17 protein-coding genes are annotated in these 15,327 nt (G+C 44.0%); all 17 read left to right on the top strand.

Going from position 1 to position 15,327, the window contains the following annotated elements; genetic code table 11:
* Positions 1-172: 172 nt before the first annotated feature.
* The 17 genes from fapR to ylqF all read left to right on the top strand — a co-directional run bounded on the left by fapR (position 173) and on the right by ylqF (position 15,298).
* The gene (fapR, locus tag N1I80_RS16385) at positions 173-757 is read left to right on the top strand and encodes a transcription factor FapR (protein ID WP_340738911.1); all 585 of its coding nucleotides are present in this window, start codon (positions 173-175) and stop codon (positions 755-757) included.
* Positions 754-1,746, top strand: a complete 993-nt coding sequence (plsX, locus tag N1I80_RS16380) for a phosphate acyltransferase PlsX (protein ID WP_340738910.1) — start codon at positions 754-756, stop codon at positions 1,744-1,746. Before fapR ends, plsX begins: the two co-directional genes overlap by 4 nt.
* Positions 1,743-2,687 carry an ACP S-malonyltransferase gene (fabD, locus tag N1I80_RS16375; protein WP_340738909.1) on the top strand — a complete coding sequence of 315 codons (945 nt, stop codon included), beginning with the start codon at positions 1,743-1,745 and terminating at the stop codon, positions 2,685-2,687. Before plsX ends, fabD begins: the two co-directional genes overlap by 4 nt.
* Positions 2,687-3,433 (top strand): 3-oxoacyl-[acyl-carrier-protein] reductase, encoded by a 747-nt coding sequence (gene fabG / locus N1I80_RS16370; protein WP_340738908.1) that lies wholly within the window; start codon positions 2,687-2,689, stop codon positions 3,431-3,433. Before fabD ends, fabG begins: the two co-directional genes overlap by 1 nt.
* Before the next feature lie 163 nt (positions 3,434-3,596).
* The gene (locus tag N1I80_RS16365) at positions 3,597-3,833 is read left to right on the top strand and encodes an acyl carrier protein (RefSeq protein ID WP_203246195.1); all 237 of its coding nucleotides are present in this window, start codon (positions 3,597-3,599) and stop codon (positions 3,831-3,833) included.
* A gap of 140 nt (positions 3,834-3,973) precedes the next feature.
* Complete coding sequence (rnc, locus tag N1I80_RS16360; RefSeq protein WP_340738907.1) at positions 3,974-4,738, top strand: ribonuclease III; 765 nt, start codon at positions 3,974-3,976, stop codon at positions 4,736-4,738.
* A gap of 2 nt (positions 4,739-4,740) precedes the next feature.
* Entirely contained in the window at positions 4,741-8,298 is a 3,558-nt protein-coding gene (gene smc, locus N1I80_RS16355) for a chromosome segregation protein SMC (protein WP_340738906.1), read from the top strand.
* Positions 8,299-8,312: 14 nt separating this feature from the next.
* Entirely contained in the window at positions 8,313-9,332 is a 1,020-nt protein-coding gene (gene ftsY / locus N1I80_RS16350) for a signal recognition particle-docking protein FtsY (RefSeq protein ID WP_340738905.1), read from the top strand.
* Positions 9,333-9,405: 73 nt separating this feature from the next.
* On the top strand, positions 9,406-9,738 hold the full coding sequence (locus N1I80_RS16345; protein WP_340738904.1) for a putative DNA-binding protein: 333 nt from the start codon (positions 9,406-9,408) through the stop codon (positions 9,736-9,738).
* Between the two features lie 14 nt (positions 9,739-9,752).
* On the top strand, positions 9,753-11,105 hold the full coding sequence (gene ffh, locus N1I80_RS16340; RefSeq protein WP_340738903.1) for a signal recognition particle protein: 1,353 nt from the start codon (positions 9,753-9,755) through the stop codon (positions 11,103-11,105).
* 252 nt (positions 11,106-11,357) lie between these two features.
* The gene (gene rpsP / locus N1I80_RS16335; protein ID WP_203246201.1) at positions 11,358-11,630 is read left to right on the top strand and encodes a 30S ribosomal protein S16; all 273 of its coding nucleotides are present in this window, start codon (positions 11,358-11,360) and stop codon (positions 11,628-11,630) included.
* A gap of 15 nt (positions 11,631-11,645) precedes the next feature.
* Positions 11,646-11,879, top strand: a complete 234-nt coding sequence (locus tag N1I80_RS16330) for a KH domain-containing protein (RefSeq protein WP_340738902.1) — start codon at positions 11,646-11,648, stop codon at positions 11,877-11,879.
* A gap of 151 nt (positions 11,880-12,030) precedes the next feature.
* A complete protein-coding gene (rimM, locus tag N1I80_RS16325; protein ID WP_340738901.1) occupies positions 12,031-12,546 on the top strand; it encodes a ribosome maturation factor RimM in 516 nt (171 codons plus the stop codon).
* Positions 12,546-13,283 (top strand): tRNA (guanosine(37)-N1)-methyltransferase TrmD, encoded by a 738-nt coding sequence (trmD, locus tag N1I80_RS16320; protein ID WP_340740072.1) that lies wholly within the window; start codon positions 12,546-12,548, stop codon positions 13,281-13,283. Before rimM ends, trmD begins: the two co-directional genes overlap by 1 nt.
* Positions 13,284-13,415: 132 nt before the next feature.
* Entirely contained in the window at positions 13,416-13,760 is a 345-nt protein-coding gene (rplS, locus tag N1I80_RS16315) for a 50S ribosomal protein L19 (RefSeq protein ID WP_340738900.1), read from the top strand.
* A 101-nt stretch (positions 13,761-13,861) separates the two neighbouring features.
* Positions 13,862-14,419 carry a signal peptidase I gene (gene lepB / locus N1I80_RS16310; RefSeq protein WP_340738899.1) on the top strand — a complete coding sequence of 186 codons (558 nt, stop codon included), beginning with the start codon at positions 13,862-13,864 and terminating at the stop codon, positions 14,417-14,419.
* Between the two features lie 15 nt (positions 14,420-14,434).
* Positions 14,435-15,298 (top strand): ribosome biogenesis GTPase YlqF, encoded by an 864-nt coding sequence (ylqF, locus tag N1I80_RS16305; RefSeq protein WP_340738898.1) that lies wholly within the window; start codon positions 14,435-14,437, stop codon positions 15,296-15,298.
* Positions 15,299-15,327: the final 29 nt, after the last annotated feature.

Here is a 15,327-nt window from a genome sequence, read left to right as displayed (position 1 = left end):
TTGGCGCTTAGCGGCCACTTATTGGCGAATCAGGACTTTTGACCTGTTCAAAAGTCCGTTTTATTCCCCTTTAACAGTATCCAAAGCGTCTCCGCATTTCTATACTTGCATTCTCTTTTCCATCTTTATATACTACTATTAGTACCAAGTGCTAATCCGGAAGGTGAAACGATTGAGAATGCCTAAAAAGGAACGGCAACAACAGCTTGGATTGTTGCTTGAGGGAAATCCATTTTTAACAGATGGAGAATTGGCGGAACATTTTACCGTGAGTGTGCAAACAATTCGATTGGATCGTTTGGAAGGTGGCATACCTGAACTAAGGGAACGGTTAAAAACCGTCGCCACACGCACGATGAAGGAAGAAGTGAAGTCGCTTCATTCTGATGAGGTTATTGGAGATATTATTGATATTGAACTTGATAAAAGAGCTTTATCCATTTTTGATGTAACGACAGATCATGTTTTTCAACGGAATGGTATCACGCGTGGACATCATCTTTTTGCCCAAGCTAATTCACTCGCAGTTGCAGTTATGGATGATGATTTGGCGTTGACGGTGAAATCGACGATTAACTTCTTGAAGCCTGTGAAAGCAGGGGAGAGGGTTGTCGCGCGTGCTGAAGTGAAGAAAGAAAGCTTAGTAGAAAAAAGAACACTTGTTGAAGTTGTTTCAACGGTTGGCGATGAAACCGTGTTTACGGGTGAGTTTTATATGTTCCGGACGACAGATAGGAAGCAGGTAGAAACCATATGATTATAGCGCTAGATGGAATGGGCGGAGATCATGCACCGGGTGAAATGATCGCAGGTGCATTGGAAAGTCTCGCTGCATTTGATGATATACATATACATATTTATGGTGATGAGCAGGCTATGTCACCATTTTTACAGCAACATGAGCGTCTAAAGGTGATTCACTGTACGGAGAAAATTGAAGCGGATGACGAACCAGTTCGAGCGATCCGTCGGAAAAAAGACGCATCTATGGTGAGAATGGCGCAAGCGGTTAAGGACGGGGAAGCGGCAGCATGTGTGTCGGCAGGTAATACAGGCGCGCTGATGGCGGCGGGTTTGTTCATCGTAGGGCGGATTGATGGTATTGAGCGCCCGGCTCTTGCACCTACGCTTCCGACGGTTGATGGCAAAGGCTTTGTCATGTTAGACCTTGGTGCAAATGCAGATGCGAAACCGTCACAGCTTGGGCAATATGCGGTGATGGGCAGCATTTACGCTGAAAAAGTACGGAGCATCAATAATCCGCGTGTCGGCTTGCTCAATATTGGAACCGAAGAGGGCAAAGGTAATGAACTGACGAAAGCTGCGTTTGCTATTTTGTCAGAAGCACCAATCAACTTTATCGGTAATGTGGAGGCACGTGACTTATTGACTGGTGTAGCAGATGTCGTGGTAACGGATGGTTTTACAGGTAATGTTGTGTTAAAGACCATCGAAGGGACTGCGGGTGCTTTCTTTTCGATGTTAAAAGAAGTATATGGTGCTTCATTGAAAACGAAATTATCTGCGGCACTTGTAAAAAATGATTTACGTAGCTTGAAAAATAAAATGGATTATACAGAGTATGGTGGAGCAGGCTTGTTTGGCTTAAATTCGCCTGTCATTAAAGCACATGGATCATCTAATGCCAATGCTATCTTGAATGCAATCCGACAAGCAAGAACGATGGCGCAGTATGATGTTTGTGGAACAATTCGTGAAACAGTAGGAAAGGTGGACATTCAATGACGAAAGTGGCATTCATTTTCCCGGGGCAAGGCTCACAAATAGTAGGGATGGGGAAAGAATTAGCAGCAACCTATGACAGCAGTCAACAATTTTTAGAACAAGCAGACCATGTCCTTGATTTTCAACTGAGTCAATTGATTACAGAAGGCCCACAAGATGAATTGACGCTTACTTATAACGCGCAACCTGCTTTGCTGACGGTTGGCTCGATGATTGCGGAAAGATTAGTAGACGCTGGTATTACACCAGATTATACGGCCGGTCACAGTCTAGGAGAGTATACAGCGTTAGTTGCTTCGGGGGTACTGTCGTTTGAAGATGGTGTCTCTGTCGTTCATCAGCGTGGATTATTTATGAATGAAGCAGTTCCAGCAGGTGAAGGGGCAATGGCTGCAATTCTTGGGCTTGATGGTGACAAGCTGAAAGAAGTGACGGATGCGATTACAGCTGAGGGCTTTGCCGTTCAACCGGCTAACTTGAATTGTCCGGGGCAAATTGTCATTTCTGGCACAAAGGCAGGCGTCGAAAGGGCTTGCGTTCAGCTGAAAGAAGTGGGCGCGAAAAGAGCCATTCCACTCGATGTTAGCGGGCCATTCCATTCATCACTTATGCAGCCAGCGGCAGAGAAGTTACGTGCTGCGTTGGATAAAGTGACGATGACAGATGCAACGATTCCAGTCATTGCGAATGTGAATGCATCAGCAGTCACCGATTCGAATGTCATCAAAGGCCTGCTCGTTGAACAACTGTATTCACCTGTACTTTGGGAAGATTCTGTTCGGGCATTGCTTGAACTGGGCGTCACGCATTTCATCGAATGTGGCCCGGGTAAAGTATTGAGCGGGCTCGTAAAGAAAATAGATCGTAGTGCTACAATACTGCCGGTGTATGATGAAGAAACGTTACAAGCTGTCATCGAAGCTTCGAAAGGGTGGTCGTAATGGGGAAATTTGCAGGGAAAGCAGCCATAGTTACAGGCGCGTCACGCGGAATTGGTCGTGAAATCGCATTGTTGCTTGCGCAAGAAGGCGCACGCGTTGCGGTTAACTATAGTGGGAGTAAGGACAAGGCCGATGAGGTCGTTCAAGCAATCACAGCGTCTGGTGGAGAGGCGTTTGCTATCCAAGCAGATGTTTCCAATGCGGACAGCGTAAAGGCAATGATTGATCAAACGCTTGAAACCTTTGGCTCCATTGATATCCTTGTGAACAATGCAGGGATTACAAAAGATAATCTGCTTATGCGGATGAAAGACGATGAGTGGGACGATGTCATTAACATCAACTTAAAAGGTGTGTTCCTCTGCACGAAAGGTGTCACACGCCAAATGATGAGACAGCGTGCTGGTAAAATTGTCAACGTTGCATCGATCGTTGGTGTCTCGGGGAATCCAGGCCAGGCGAACTATGTTGCAGCGAAAGCAGGGGTCATTGGCTTTACGAAAACGGCGGCCAAAGAGCTTGCTTCACGTAATATTAATGTCAATGCAGTAGCTCCTGGTTTTATCACGACAGATATGACAGATGCGTTGAATGAAGAAGTGAAAAGTCAAATGCTATCGGCCATACCACTCGGTAAGTTAGGCAGTCCAGCAGACGTAGCGAAGACAGTTATGTTTTTATTATCAGATGACGCTGCTTATATTACAGGACAGACTATCCATGTTGATGGTGGAATGGTAATGTAAGTAAGGTGCTTGTGCATTTGCGGTGTCTAGCTTCGGCGGCCAGATGCTCGGGTCGCTTCGGTCTTGCTGATAAAGGCAAAGAACGCCTTTATCTTCAAGCCCTCCAGCGCCTGTCGCATCTACCAGGCCGCCTACGCATTTCATTTGAAGGGAGGTGACAAATTTGTCAACAGTACTTGAACGTGTAACGAAAGTAATCGTCGATCGCCTCGGTGTCGACGAAAGTGAAGTTAAATTAGAAGCTTCTTTCCGTGATGATCTAGGCGCAGATTCACTAGACGTCGTAGAATTGGTTATGGAATTAGAAGATGAATTCGAAATGGAAATTTCTGATGATGATGCTGAAAAGGTAACGACTGTAGGAGACACAGTTTCGTATATCGAATCGAAAATCAACTAATAGTCATTCCGATTGAGACTTTTTCGTCCTTTTTACAAAGGGTGAAGGAGTCTCTTTATCATTTTTTTCGAATCTTTTTTGCACAAAGGCACCGAAAAGGGTAAAATTAAATCATTATGTTTTGAAAGGCAGAATCGCTTATGAACAGTAGACGAAATAATGGTAGAACTACAACGGCAACACTTCCAATCGCAATACGCAATAAATTTGATGAGCTACAAAAAAGACTGGATATTCATTTTATTAATCATGCGCTATTATACAATGCGTTCACGCATTCATCTTATGTGAATGAGCATCGGAGAAAAAATTTCACTGATAACGAAAGGCTTGAATTTTTAGGAGATGCAGTACTAGAACTTGGCGTGTCACGGTTCCTTTATTCGACAGAGCCTGGTATGAGTGAAGGAGAGCTGACGAAATTGAGGGCTGCGATTGTATGCGAACCTTCTCTTGTTAAGTTTTCTAGTGAGCTTAATTTTGGTGACTATATTCTCCTAGGAAAAGGTGAGGAACAAACAGGGGGACGGATGCGCCCAGCTCTTCTAGCAGACGTATTTGAAGCGTTTATCGGTGCGTTGTACATAGATCAGGGAATGGAAGCTGTCGTCCCGTTTCTTGAAAAGGTTGTCTTTCCTAAAATCAGTCTCGGTGCTTTTTCGCATGTGATGGATTATAAAAGTCGTCTACAAGAAATCGTTCAGCAGAAAAATAATGGTCAGCTTCAGTATGAAATCATCGAGGAGAAGGGTCCTGCTCACGCTAAAAAATTCGTGACTGTCGTTCGCCTCGGTGAGACAGAGCTTGGAACGGGTCTTGGCAAATCGAAAAAAGAAGCGGAACAAGAAGCAGCCCGTCATGCGATTCAAGAACTTAAGAGTCGACAGGCCGAAGGGGAGAGCTGATTGTGTTTCTGAAAAGACTTGAAATCATGGGATTTAAATCGTTTGCCGAGCGGGTTGGCGTCGATTTTGTTCCAGGTGTAACAGCAGTTGTCGGTCCAAACGGCAGTGGGAAAAGTAATATTATAGATGCTATCCGTTGGGTACTTGGCGAGCAGTCTGCTAAATCACTCCGTGGTGCGAAAATGGAAGATGTTATATTCGCAGGTAGTGATTCACGGAAATCGCTGAACTTTGCGGAAGTGACACTTATTTTGGATAATAGCAAAGGATTATTTCCGCTGGATTATACAGAAATAAGTGTCAGCAGACGCGTATTTCGTTCAGGGGAAAGTGCTTATTTGCTCAACGGTCAGCAATGCCGATTAAAAGATATCAATGATGTCTTTATGGATTCGGGAATAGGAAAAGAAGCATTCTCCATCATTTCACAAGGGCGTGTCGATGAAGTTTTAAATAGTCGGCCGGAAGATCGTCGTAGTATTTTTGATGAGGCTGCTGGAGTGCTCAAGTATAAAACAAGAAAAAAGAAGGCGGAGCATAAACTGTTTGAAACGGAAGATAATCTCGATCGTATCCTTGATATTTTGAAGGAGCTTGATTCGAGAATTGGCCCGTTACGGGAAAGTGCAGAAGCGGCTAAGAAGCATCAAGTGTTATCGGAAGAAACGCGTGAAGCAGACGTCTACTTACTCAACTACGATGCACAAAACCTTCGAGATGGCATCGTCGTTAAATCAGGGGATGTTGCCAAGTTCGAACAGGATAGAGGGCGGCTTGAAGCTGATATAGGCACAGCGGAAGAAGCGACTGCTACTTTGACTCAACAGCTTACATTGATTGACGAACAGTTGGATGGCTTACAAAAACAACTCGTTGAGGCAAGTGCCGAGGCAGAGAAGTGGGAAGGAAGACGTCTTTTATCATTAGAAAAACGTCGTAACAGTGACCAACAGCTGGAGAGAATCCAACTGGAACTTGTCGCAACTGACAAGGAAAAATTGTCATTGTCGGAAAAATTGACAATAGCTCGTGAGAAAATAGCTTTGTCAGAAACCGAATATGGCAAAACAACTGTCGAAATGGATGGTATTTCTCAAATTTTGAAACGCTCCGTCAAAGAGACAGAACAACAAATTGAAGAGTTGAAATCGACTTATATTGATCTGCTCAATGAAGAAGCGACCATCCGGAATGACTTGAAGCATATCGGGGAGCGGCTTGAAGGAGAAAGAACTTCATCCGAGAAAATTTCGCAGCAGACGTCTATTCTGAAGGAGAAATTTCAAGAGCTCACGAAAGAAAAGGCTGGAAAGGCAGCTGCGTTAGCTGCGTTGAAGCGGGAATTGAAGGAAGCTGATGTGGCTTATCGTGAATTAACCAAGCTATTACGGAAAACAGAAGCTGATCTTCATGCGCAACAGGAACTTGTGCAAAAAGCGCTCAATAAGCAACATGAGATGCGTGGTAGAGTGCATGCGCTTGAAAGTATGGAAGCGGATTTTTCTGGTTTTTATTCAGGCGTAAAAGAAGTGCTTGTTGCAAAGAAGTCCGGTAAATTAGTAGGGATTGATGGAGCGGTAGCGGAACTAATTTCCGTCGATAAAGACTATATTAAAGCGGTGGAAACAGCACTTGGTGGTGCCATGCAACATATCGTCACAGCGACTGAGCTGGAAGCAAGAAAGGCGATTGCTTATTTAAAGGCCAAGAATGCCGGAAGAGCGACGTTTTTACCAAGAGATGTCATGAAGTCGCGGAAGATTCAGCCATCGTCACTGCGTGCGGTGGAGCAACATCCGGAATTTATTGGCACTGCGGATCGTCTTGTGCAAGCAGATGCAGCTTATACAATCATTACTGAAAACTTACTCGGCAATACAATAGTGGCTAAAACACTTGCAGGTGCGTCAGCGATTGCGAAAGCGTTAGGTTATCGATTCCGTGTTGTAACGATTGATGGCGATATAGTGAACGCAGGTGGTTCATTAACGGGGGGCGGTGTGAAAGGGCAGGCTTCTGTTTTTACACGAAAAGCAGAGTTGGAAACATTGCAAACGCAACTTGTTCGGATGGCTGAATCCATCCAATCTGCTACAACGACCATCGGCGATACGAAAATGGATGTGGCAAAAAAGCTACATGAAGCAGATCGACTGCGAAAAATAACAGATAGTTTACAAATCGATATTGCAACAACTGAATCAAGTATTCGTGAGTCTGAAATTGCCATTCAGTCCGTTGAAGCAGATATTGCATCCACTGATTTAGGAAGACGTGGTGCTGAACATACAGGCTCTGAATTATTGGATAAGAAAGCGAAGTTATTAGAAAATCATGCACAGGTGAAAACGAAGTTGGATACGATTCAGTCAGAGGTGGCAACACTCGAACGCCTTGCTTCCAATTGGAGAAACGAAGAAGCCACATTGACAAGTCGCTATAATGAATTGCGGGAGCAAGCGGCTGTTTTACGTGAGCAAAAGGTGCATCAACAATTATCGATTGATGAGATGGAACGTGCAGCTGGCCAAGTGGAACATAAACTGATTTCATTGCGGGATCAATTGCAATTTTTCGCAGGAAGTGAAGAGGGTCGAGAGTTAACAGCAGAAGAGATTGTTGTCCAAATCGACAAAGCGTCTGCTGAAAAAGATTTCATTGAAACAGCGATTATGAAGAGCAGAGAAACCCGTTCGGAACTTTCTATTCAGCTTGAAGGAAAGGGCACGTTACTGCGGCAGCTTAGAGAGAGTTTAGGTGAAGTGATTTCTACGTTGAATGCATTGTCTGTAGTTATTTCACGGCTTGAAGTGAAATACGAGGCGGTGACACAACGTCTTTTGGATGACTACGGATTGCATCCGAATGACAGCGTCTCTGCCGATTTTGATGAGCAGCAAACAAGGGTGAAAGTTGAGGATTTGAAACGCCAACTAGCAGCTTTAGGCCCGGTCAATCCCGGTTCTATCGAAGAGTTTACTGAAGTGTCTGAGCGGCATACGTTCTTAAATGAGCAACGCAATGATTTAATTGAAGCGAAAAATACGCTCCACGAGGCAATGTCTGAAATGGATACGGAAATGACAATGCGTTTCTCAACGACATTTAACGCTGTTCAAAGCCGTTTCCGTCAAGTGTTTAAAGAAATGTTTGGAGGTGGGGATGCAGATTTAATCCTCACACAACCGAATAATCTGTTGGAAACAGGTGTAGAAATCGTCGCGCGTCCACCCGGGAAGAAATTGCAGAATTTGAGCTTGTTGTCAGGTGGCGAACGTTCATTGACGGCGATTGCTTTACTATTCTCGATTATCGAAGTCCGGCCTGTGCCGTTTTGTATTCTTGATGAAGTCGAGGCGGCGCTCGATGAAGCGAATGTTATACGCTATAGTAAATACTTGAAGAAATCCTCAGAAAAAACACAATTCATCGTCATCACACACCGTAAAGGGACGATGGAGGGAGCCGATGTACTGTATGGTATCACGATGCAGGAATCAGGTGTTTCTAGACTTATTTCGGTCAAACTATCCGAGGTGCCGGAAGAGGCTATTATGTAAGGGAGCGAGTGAAGATGTCATTTTTCAAGAAATTAAAAGAGAAAATCACAGGTACAAATGAGGCAGTAACAGAGAAGTTTAAGGATGGTTTAGCGAAAACACGTGATACATTTACCTCTAAAGTAAATGATCTTGTTGCACGTTTCCGTGAAATCGATGAGGAGTTTTTTGAGGAATTAGAAGAATTACTGTTACAAGCGGATGTTGGCTTTGAAACGGTAATGGAGTTGATTGACCAACTAAAGCTCGAAGTACAACGGAAAAATATTAAAGATACAGCAGGTATTCAATCGGTCATTTCAGAAAAATTGGTTGAAATTTATCAAGCTGGAGAAGAGATTGATAGCAATTTAAATATTCAAGCAGATGGCTTGACTGTGGTGTTAATGGTTGGGGTGAATGGTGTCGGCAAGACGACTACCATCGGTAAATTGGCTGCCCGACTAATGGCAGAAGGTAAGACGGTTATGCTGGCAGCTGGTGACACATTCCGGGCTGGAGCTATCGATCAGCTTGTTGTGTGGGGAGAACGAGCCGGTGTTGAAGTGATTCGCCAATCGGAAGGATCCGATCCGGCAGCAGTCATGTACGATGCGATTCGCGCTGCAAAAAATCGTAACGTTGACGTCTTGATTTGTGACACGGCAGGTAGGCTTCAAAACAAAGTCAACTTGATGAATGAATTGGAAAAAGTGCATCGGGTCATTAGTAAAGAAGTAGAAGGTGCACCGCATGAAGTACTTCTTGCGCTTGATGCGACAACAGGTCAAAATGCATTAGTCCAAGCCCAGACATTTAAAGAAGCGACAAATGTTACAGGTATTGTATTGACGAAGCTTGATGGAACGGCAAAGGGTGGTATTGTCCTTGCAATCCGTCACAAATTGAATATCCCAGTGAAATTCGTCGGTCTTGGCGAAGGAGTAGATGATTTACAGCCGTTCGATCCGGAAAAGTATGTCTATGGCCTATTTGCGGATGGCTTGGAATTGGAACAGGAACAGGAACAGCAGCAGGATGAATCAGACAAGTAATTTAGCTTGACAGTCTACAGGCGTCATACTATGATGACATAGGAAGAAACAAGCGGAGGAGGCAAGACCTATCGTGCTTGCAAAAACAACACGCATTAACTTCCTCTTTGATTTTTATCAGTCGCTTTTGACGGATAAACAGAGACTGTATATGCAATTGTATTACTTGGAAGACCTTTCGCTCGGCGAGATTGCAGGGGAATACGGCGTATCACGACAAGCTGTCTATGATAATGTTCGTAGAACGGAAGCGATGCTCGAAGACTATGAAATGAAGTTGAATTTGTTTTCGAAATTTCAAAAGCGGTTAGAAATTGTTGACCGTCTAGAACAGCTCATCACTGATACGGACGAACAATCAACAATCGTTAGAGGGTTGTTGATTGAACTAAAAGATCATGAGTAGAGGAGGCTCTGTGCATGGCATTTGAAGGTTTAGCCCAGCGCCTGCAAGGGACGCTACAGAAAATAACGGGCAAAGGTAAAATCAGCGAGGCGGACGTCAAAGAAATGATGCGTGAAGTGCGCTTTGCACTCATTGAAGCGGACGTCAATTTAAAAGTTGTCAAATCATTTGTTAAAACAGTAAGTGAACGTGCTGTCGGTCAAGATGTCATGAAAAGTCTGACACCAGGCCAGCAAGTCGTCAAAATCGTTAAAGATGAACTGACGAATTTGATGGGTGGAGAACAAAACCCTATTCAGTTTGCGAGGAAATCGCCAACGGTCATTATGATGGTCGGCTTACAAGGGGCAGGGAAGACGACAACAACTGGGAAACTGGCAACGGTTCTTCGGAAGCGTCACAACAAAAATCCACTGCTTGTGGCAGCGGACGTTTACAGGCCAGCTGCGATTCAGCAGTTGGAAACACTTGGCAAGCAACTAACGATGCCAGTCTTTGCACTCGGGACGGATATATCTCCTGTTGAAATCGTTCGCCAGGCGCTTGCTGAGGCAGAAAAGGAACACCATGACGTTGTCATCATTGACACGGCTGGGCGCCTTCATGTCGATGAAGTGCTGATGCAAGAACTACAAGATATCCGGGATCTCAGTAAGCCGGAAGAAGTGTTCCTTGTGGTCGATGCAATGACAGGGCAGGATGCTGTCAACGTCGCACAAAGCTTCAATGAGACAATAGGCATCACAGGTGTTGTCCTCACGAAATTGGACGGAGACACGCGTGGTGGTGCGGCACTTTCTATACGCTCAGTGACTGAAAAGCCTATTAAATTTGTCGGGATGGGCGAAAAAATGGATGCGCTTGAACCATTTCACCCAGAGCGCATGGCATCCAGAATTCTTGGTATGGGCGACGTCATGTCACTCATCGAAAAAGCACAAGAGAATGTGGATGAAGAAAAAGCGAAAGAACTTGAGCAAAAGTTTAAAACGCAATCATTTACGCTCGACGATTTCCTTGATCAGCTTCAGCAAGTGAAGAAAATGGGTCCGATCGACGAGTTATTGAAAATGATGCCGGGCGCCAATAAAATCAAAGGGCTCGAAAATGCCAAAGTCGATGAAGGTCAGATGGGACGTGTCGAAGCAGTTATTCAGTCTATGACAACAGCAGAGCGTAATACCCCTGAAATCATCAACGCAAATCGGCGCAAGCGAATTGCCAAAGGATCTGGGACGACAATTCAAGATGTCAACCGACTGCTCAAACAATTCGAAGATATGAAGAAAATGATGAAACAAATGACAGGCATGCAAAAAGGTAAAAAGAAAAATAAAATGCCTGGATTCGACTCTTTATTTAAATGAATTCAGCAGTGCTCAAACCCTGCTGAATTCATTTAAAGCCTCGGGCGGATGTCACAGACTTTTTAGGGGAGATTTTCGAGCTCGCTGGAAAAAAGTCTGGACGCAATTACGCCAAGGCGTAATTGATAAAATCGCTCCAAAAACCCTGTTTTTAAAAAGAATTTCAAGGTGTTAAGAAAAAACACTTTACAAACATCAAAAAGCTTGATAATATACTATCTTGTGTGAAACTATTCGGAGGTGCAAGTAAAAATGTCAGTAAAAATTCGTCTTAAACGTATGGGAGCAAAGAAAACTCCTTTCTATCGTATTGTTGTAGCAGATTCACGTTCACCACGTGATGGTCGTCAAATCGAAACAGTTGGTACTTACAACCCGCTTACAAAACCAGCGGAAGTAAAAATCAACGAAGAACTAGCGCTTAAATGGCTTCAGAATGGTGCGAAACCATCTGATACAGTTCGTAATCTGTTTTCTGACCAAGGTATCATGGAGAAATTCCATAACGCTAAACACGGTAAGTAATCAGGAGGGGTGCACATGAAGCAGCTGATTGAAACAATTGTCAAACCGTTAGTCGATTATCCCGGGGATGTCCGGGTTGCAATGGATGAGCACGATAATCGTGTCATCTACAAACTTGCCGTAAATCCTGAAGATATGGGAAAAGTAATCGGCAAGCAGGGGCGTGTGGCGAAAGCGATACGCACTATTGTTTATTCAGCAGCAGGCAGTCACCACGGCAAAAAAGTCTATATCGATATTATAGATTGATATGAAAAGGGAAGGAGCCTATGTTCCTTTCCTTTTTTGTTCAAGCAATTATATAAGCCAGACATACGAGCTAAGCGCCGAGCGTTATCGATAAGATTCTTCATATCAATATATATGAGCAATTACTCTAAAAATAAAGGACGGTGTACGTATGCAATGGTTTAACGTAGGGACAATCGTCAATACACATGGTATTCGTGGAGAAGTTCGTGTCATTTCTCGCACGCATTTCCCAGAAGAACGCTACACAGTTGGTAACAAGCTTGCTCTATTCATGCCAAACAGTAAAACGCCTATTTACTTAGTTGTGGCTAGTCATCGTCAACATAAAAACTTTGATTTGCTAACGTTTGAAAATCACTTTAATGTCAATGATGTTGAAAAGTACCGTGACGGTGTTTTCAAAATATCAGAAAATGACTTAGGTGAACTGGATGAAAACGAATTTTACTACCATGAAATCGTTGGTTGTACAGTCTTTACAACAGAAGGTATCGACATTGGTAAAGTGACGGAGATTCTTGAAACGGGTGCGAATGATGTATGGACGGTGACACCGGAAAAAGGCAAGCCTCATTACATTCCATATATCGAAGACATCGTTCTAGAAATTGATGTTGACAATAAAAAAATCGTTATCGATCCAATGGAAGGTCTATTGTCATGATGAAAATCGATGTCCTGTCATTGTTTCCAGAAATGTTTGAAGGGGTCCTTCATTCATCCATCATGAAAAAAGCGCAAACCAATGACGCGGTATCCTTTGCAGTGACCGATTTCCGCGATTATTCCACGGACAAACACCATAAAGTCGATGATTATCCGTATGGTGGTGGCGCGGGGATGGTGCTCAAGCCAGAACCGCTCTTTGCCGCAGTGGAAGCATTATCTGAGGGGCTTGAAAACCCGCCGCGTGTTGTCCTCATGTGTCCACAAGGAGAACGATTTACGCAGAAAAAAGCAGAAGAGCTAGCAACTGAAGAGCATGTCATCTTCATTTGTGGTCACTACGAGGGCTATGATGAGCGGATACGCCAACACCTTGTAACGGATGAAGTATCGATTGGTGATTTTGTTCTAACAGGTGGAGAAATCGCTGCGATGGCTGTCATAGACAGTGTCGTCCGATTGTTGCCGAACGTACTGGGCAATGCCGACTCGCCTGTGCTCGATTCGTTTTCAACTGGATTGCTCGAACATCCGCAATATACAAGACCGGCTAGTTTCAACGGCCTAGAAGTGCCCGAGATATTATTATCCGGCAACCATGGGAAAATTGATCAATGGCGTGAAGAGCAATCCCTACTTCGGACATTTGAACGTCGAAAGGACTTGCTCAAGGATGCGCCGCTGACCGACCATCAACGCAAATTACTGAAGCAATTAAATCATCAACAAAAATAAACGTCGTGTCTTGCACCGACTCGTCCTTTGTGCTATTATTTACTATGTACTTCTATGGGGAGTACATATTGACTGATGTTCCGCTGCAAAGGCAAGAGTGCATGAGCGTCTGTGGAGAAGGAGAGAAAAAATATGCAACAACTTATTGCAGACATTACAAAAGATCAGCTTCGTGCAGATCATCCATCATTCCGTGCGGGAGACACAGTTCGTTTGCACGTAAAAATCGTTGAGGGAACGCGTGAGCGTATCCAGCTATTTGAAGGCGTTGTTATCAAACGTCGTGGTGGCGGAATCAGTGAAACTTTCACAGTTCGTAAAATCTCAAACGGTGTTGGCGTTGAACGTACATTCCCTGTACACACACCAAAAATTACACTACTTGAAGTGGTTCGTCGTGGTAAAGTACGTCGTGCGAAATTGTACTACCTTCGCAGTCTACGCGGAAAAGCTGCACGTATCAAAGAACTTCGATAAAACAAAGATTGTAGGAGGCCAACAAAACGGCCTCCTTTCTTTTTGCCTCAAAAATGAATAGACTGTACAATAAGGACAGAAGTATGCGGGAGGCTTTGACGATGAATGAAGAGAAGAAGAAAAACGAAACATGGGAATGGATGAAGGCGCTGTTAATCGCGTTCGGGCTCGCAGCAATTATTCGTGTATTCTTATTTACACCGATTGTCGTTGACGGAGAGTCCATGATGCCGACGCTTGAAAATGGTGACCGGATGATTGTGAACAAAATCGGCTATACAATCGGTAAACCGGATCGCTTTGATATCGTGGTATTCCATGCGCCTGAAGAGAAGGACTATATCAAACGAGTCATTGGGCTTCCTGGCGATACAGTCGAGTACAAGGATGACGTTTTGTATATTAACGGGGAATCGTTCGAAGAGCCTTATCTTGATCAAAACAAGGCAGAGGTTGCAGACGGTCCATTAACGGAAGATTTCACACTTGAAGAGAAAATTCAACGTACAACGGTCCCAGAAGGTCATGTATTTGTTCTTGGGGATAATAGAAGAAGAAGTAAAGACTCCAGACATATTGGAGCTGTAGCAATCGATGAAATCATCGGCAATACGAGCATTGTATTTTGGCCAATCGAAGATTTCGGTATCGTTAAATAAGAGAGGTGTTCATCAATGACGATTCAATGGTTTCCAGGACATATGGCGAAAGCGCGCCGAGAAGTAACTGAACAATTGAAGTTGGTAGATATCGTTTTTGAATTGATTGACGCTAGGCTTCCATTGTCATCTAGGAATCCAATGATTGACGAGGTTATCCATCAAAAACCAAGGCTGCTTATTTTGAATAAAATGGACCTCGCTGATGAAACGGAAACTGCGCGTTGGATTCACTATTTTGAAGCACAAGGTGATCGTGCCGTCGCCATTAATTCATTTGAAGGAAAAGGTCTTCAGACGGTCATTAAGGCTGCAAAAGAGATTTTAGAACCGAAGCTAGAAAGAATGCGCAGTAGGGGCATTCGTCCAGGTGCAATCCGCGCAATGATTGTCGGGATCCCGAATGTCGGAAAATCTACGCTGATTAACCGACTTGCCAAGAAAAATATTGCTAGGACAGGAAACACGCCGGGTGTCACTAGAGCTCAGCAGTGGATCAAGTTTGAAAAAGAACTTGAGTTGCTTGATACGCCGGGGATTCTATGGCCGAAATTTGAAGACAAAGAAGCGGGCTATAAACTAGCGTTGACCGGTGCTATTAAAGATTCCATCGTCAACATGGAGGACCTAGCTGTTTATGGGCTGCGTTTTCTTGAAGCACATTATCCGAGCCGATTGTCGGAAAGATATGGTTTAACAACGGTTGGCGACGATATTCTGCAAGTTTTCAATCAAATCGGTTCACTACGCAAGGTATACACAACTGGCGGAGAAGTCGAGTACGATAAAGTGGCGGAGTTAATCGTTCGTGATATACGTAACGAATACCTTGGTAAACTGACATTTGACTTCACAGCCGAACAACTTCAAAATGACTAAGTCGATGCCGATACGGATTTTTTCCGAGG

Origin of the sequence: Sporosarcina sp. FSL K6-3457 (assembly GCF_038007285.1) — a bacterium.
In the GTDB taxonomy this organism is placed as follows: Bacteria; Bacillota; Bacilli; order Bacillales_A; family Planococcaceae; genus Sporosarcina.
The sequence above is the reverse complement of the archived record's forward strand: the minus strand, read 5'-3'. Positions and strand labels throughout refer to the sequence as shown.

Coding starts and splice junctions, on each gene's coding strand:
- plsX (WP_340738910.1), top strand. CDS start 754: ATGATTATAGCGCTAGATGGAATGGGCGGAGATCATGCACCGGGTGAA.
- fabD (WP_340738909.1), top strand. CDS start 1,743: ATGACGAAAGTGGCATTCATTTTCCCGGGGCAAGGCTCACAAATAGTA.
- fabG (WP_340738908.1), top strand. CDS start 2,687: ATGGGGAAATTTGCAGGGAAAGCAGCCATAGTTACAGGCGCGTCACGC.
- rnc (WP_340738907.1), top strand. CDS start 3,974: ATGAACAGTAGACGAAATAATGGTAGAACTACAACGGCAACACTTCCA.
- ftsY (WP_340738905.1), top strand. CDS start 8,313: ATGTCATTTTTCAAGAAATTAAAAGAGAAAATCACAGGTACAAATGAG.
- ffh (WP_340738903.1), top strand. CDS start 9,753: ATGGCATTTGAAGGTTTAGCCCAGCGCCTGCAAGGGACGCTACAGAAA.
- rpsP (WP_203246201.1), top strand. CDS start 11,358: ATGTCAGTAAAAATTCGTCTTAAACGTATGGGAGCAAAGAAAACTCCT.
- N1I80_RS16330 (WP_340738902.1), top strand. CDS start 11,646: ATGAAGCAGCTGATTGAAACAATTGTCAAACCGTTAGTCGATTATCCC.
- rimM (WP_340738901.1), top strand. CDS start 12,031: ATGCAATGGTTTAACGTAGGGACAATCGTCAATACACATGGTATTCGT.
- trmD (WP_340740072.1), top strand. CDS start 12,546: ATGAAAATCGATGTCCTGTCATTGTTTCCAGAAATGTTTGAAGGGGTC.
- rplS (WP_340738900.1), top strand. CDS start 13,416: ATGCAACAACTTATTGCAGACATTACAAAAGATCAGCTTCGTGCAGAT.
- lepB (WP_340738899.1), top strand. CDS start 13,862: ATGAATGAAGAGAAGAAGAAAAACGAAACATGGGAATGGATGAAGGCG.
- ylqF (WP_340738898.1), top strand. CDS start 14,435: ATGACGATTCAATGGTTTCCAGGACATATGGCGAAAGCGCGCCGAGAA.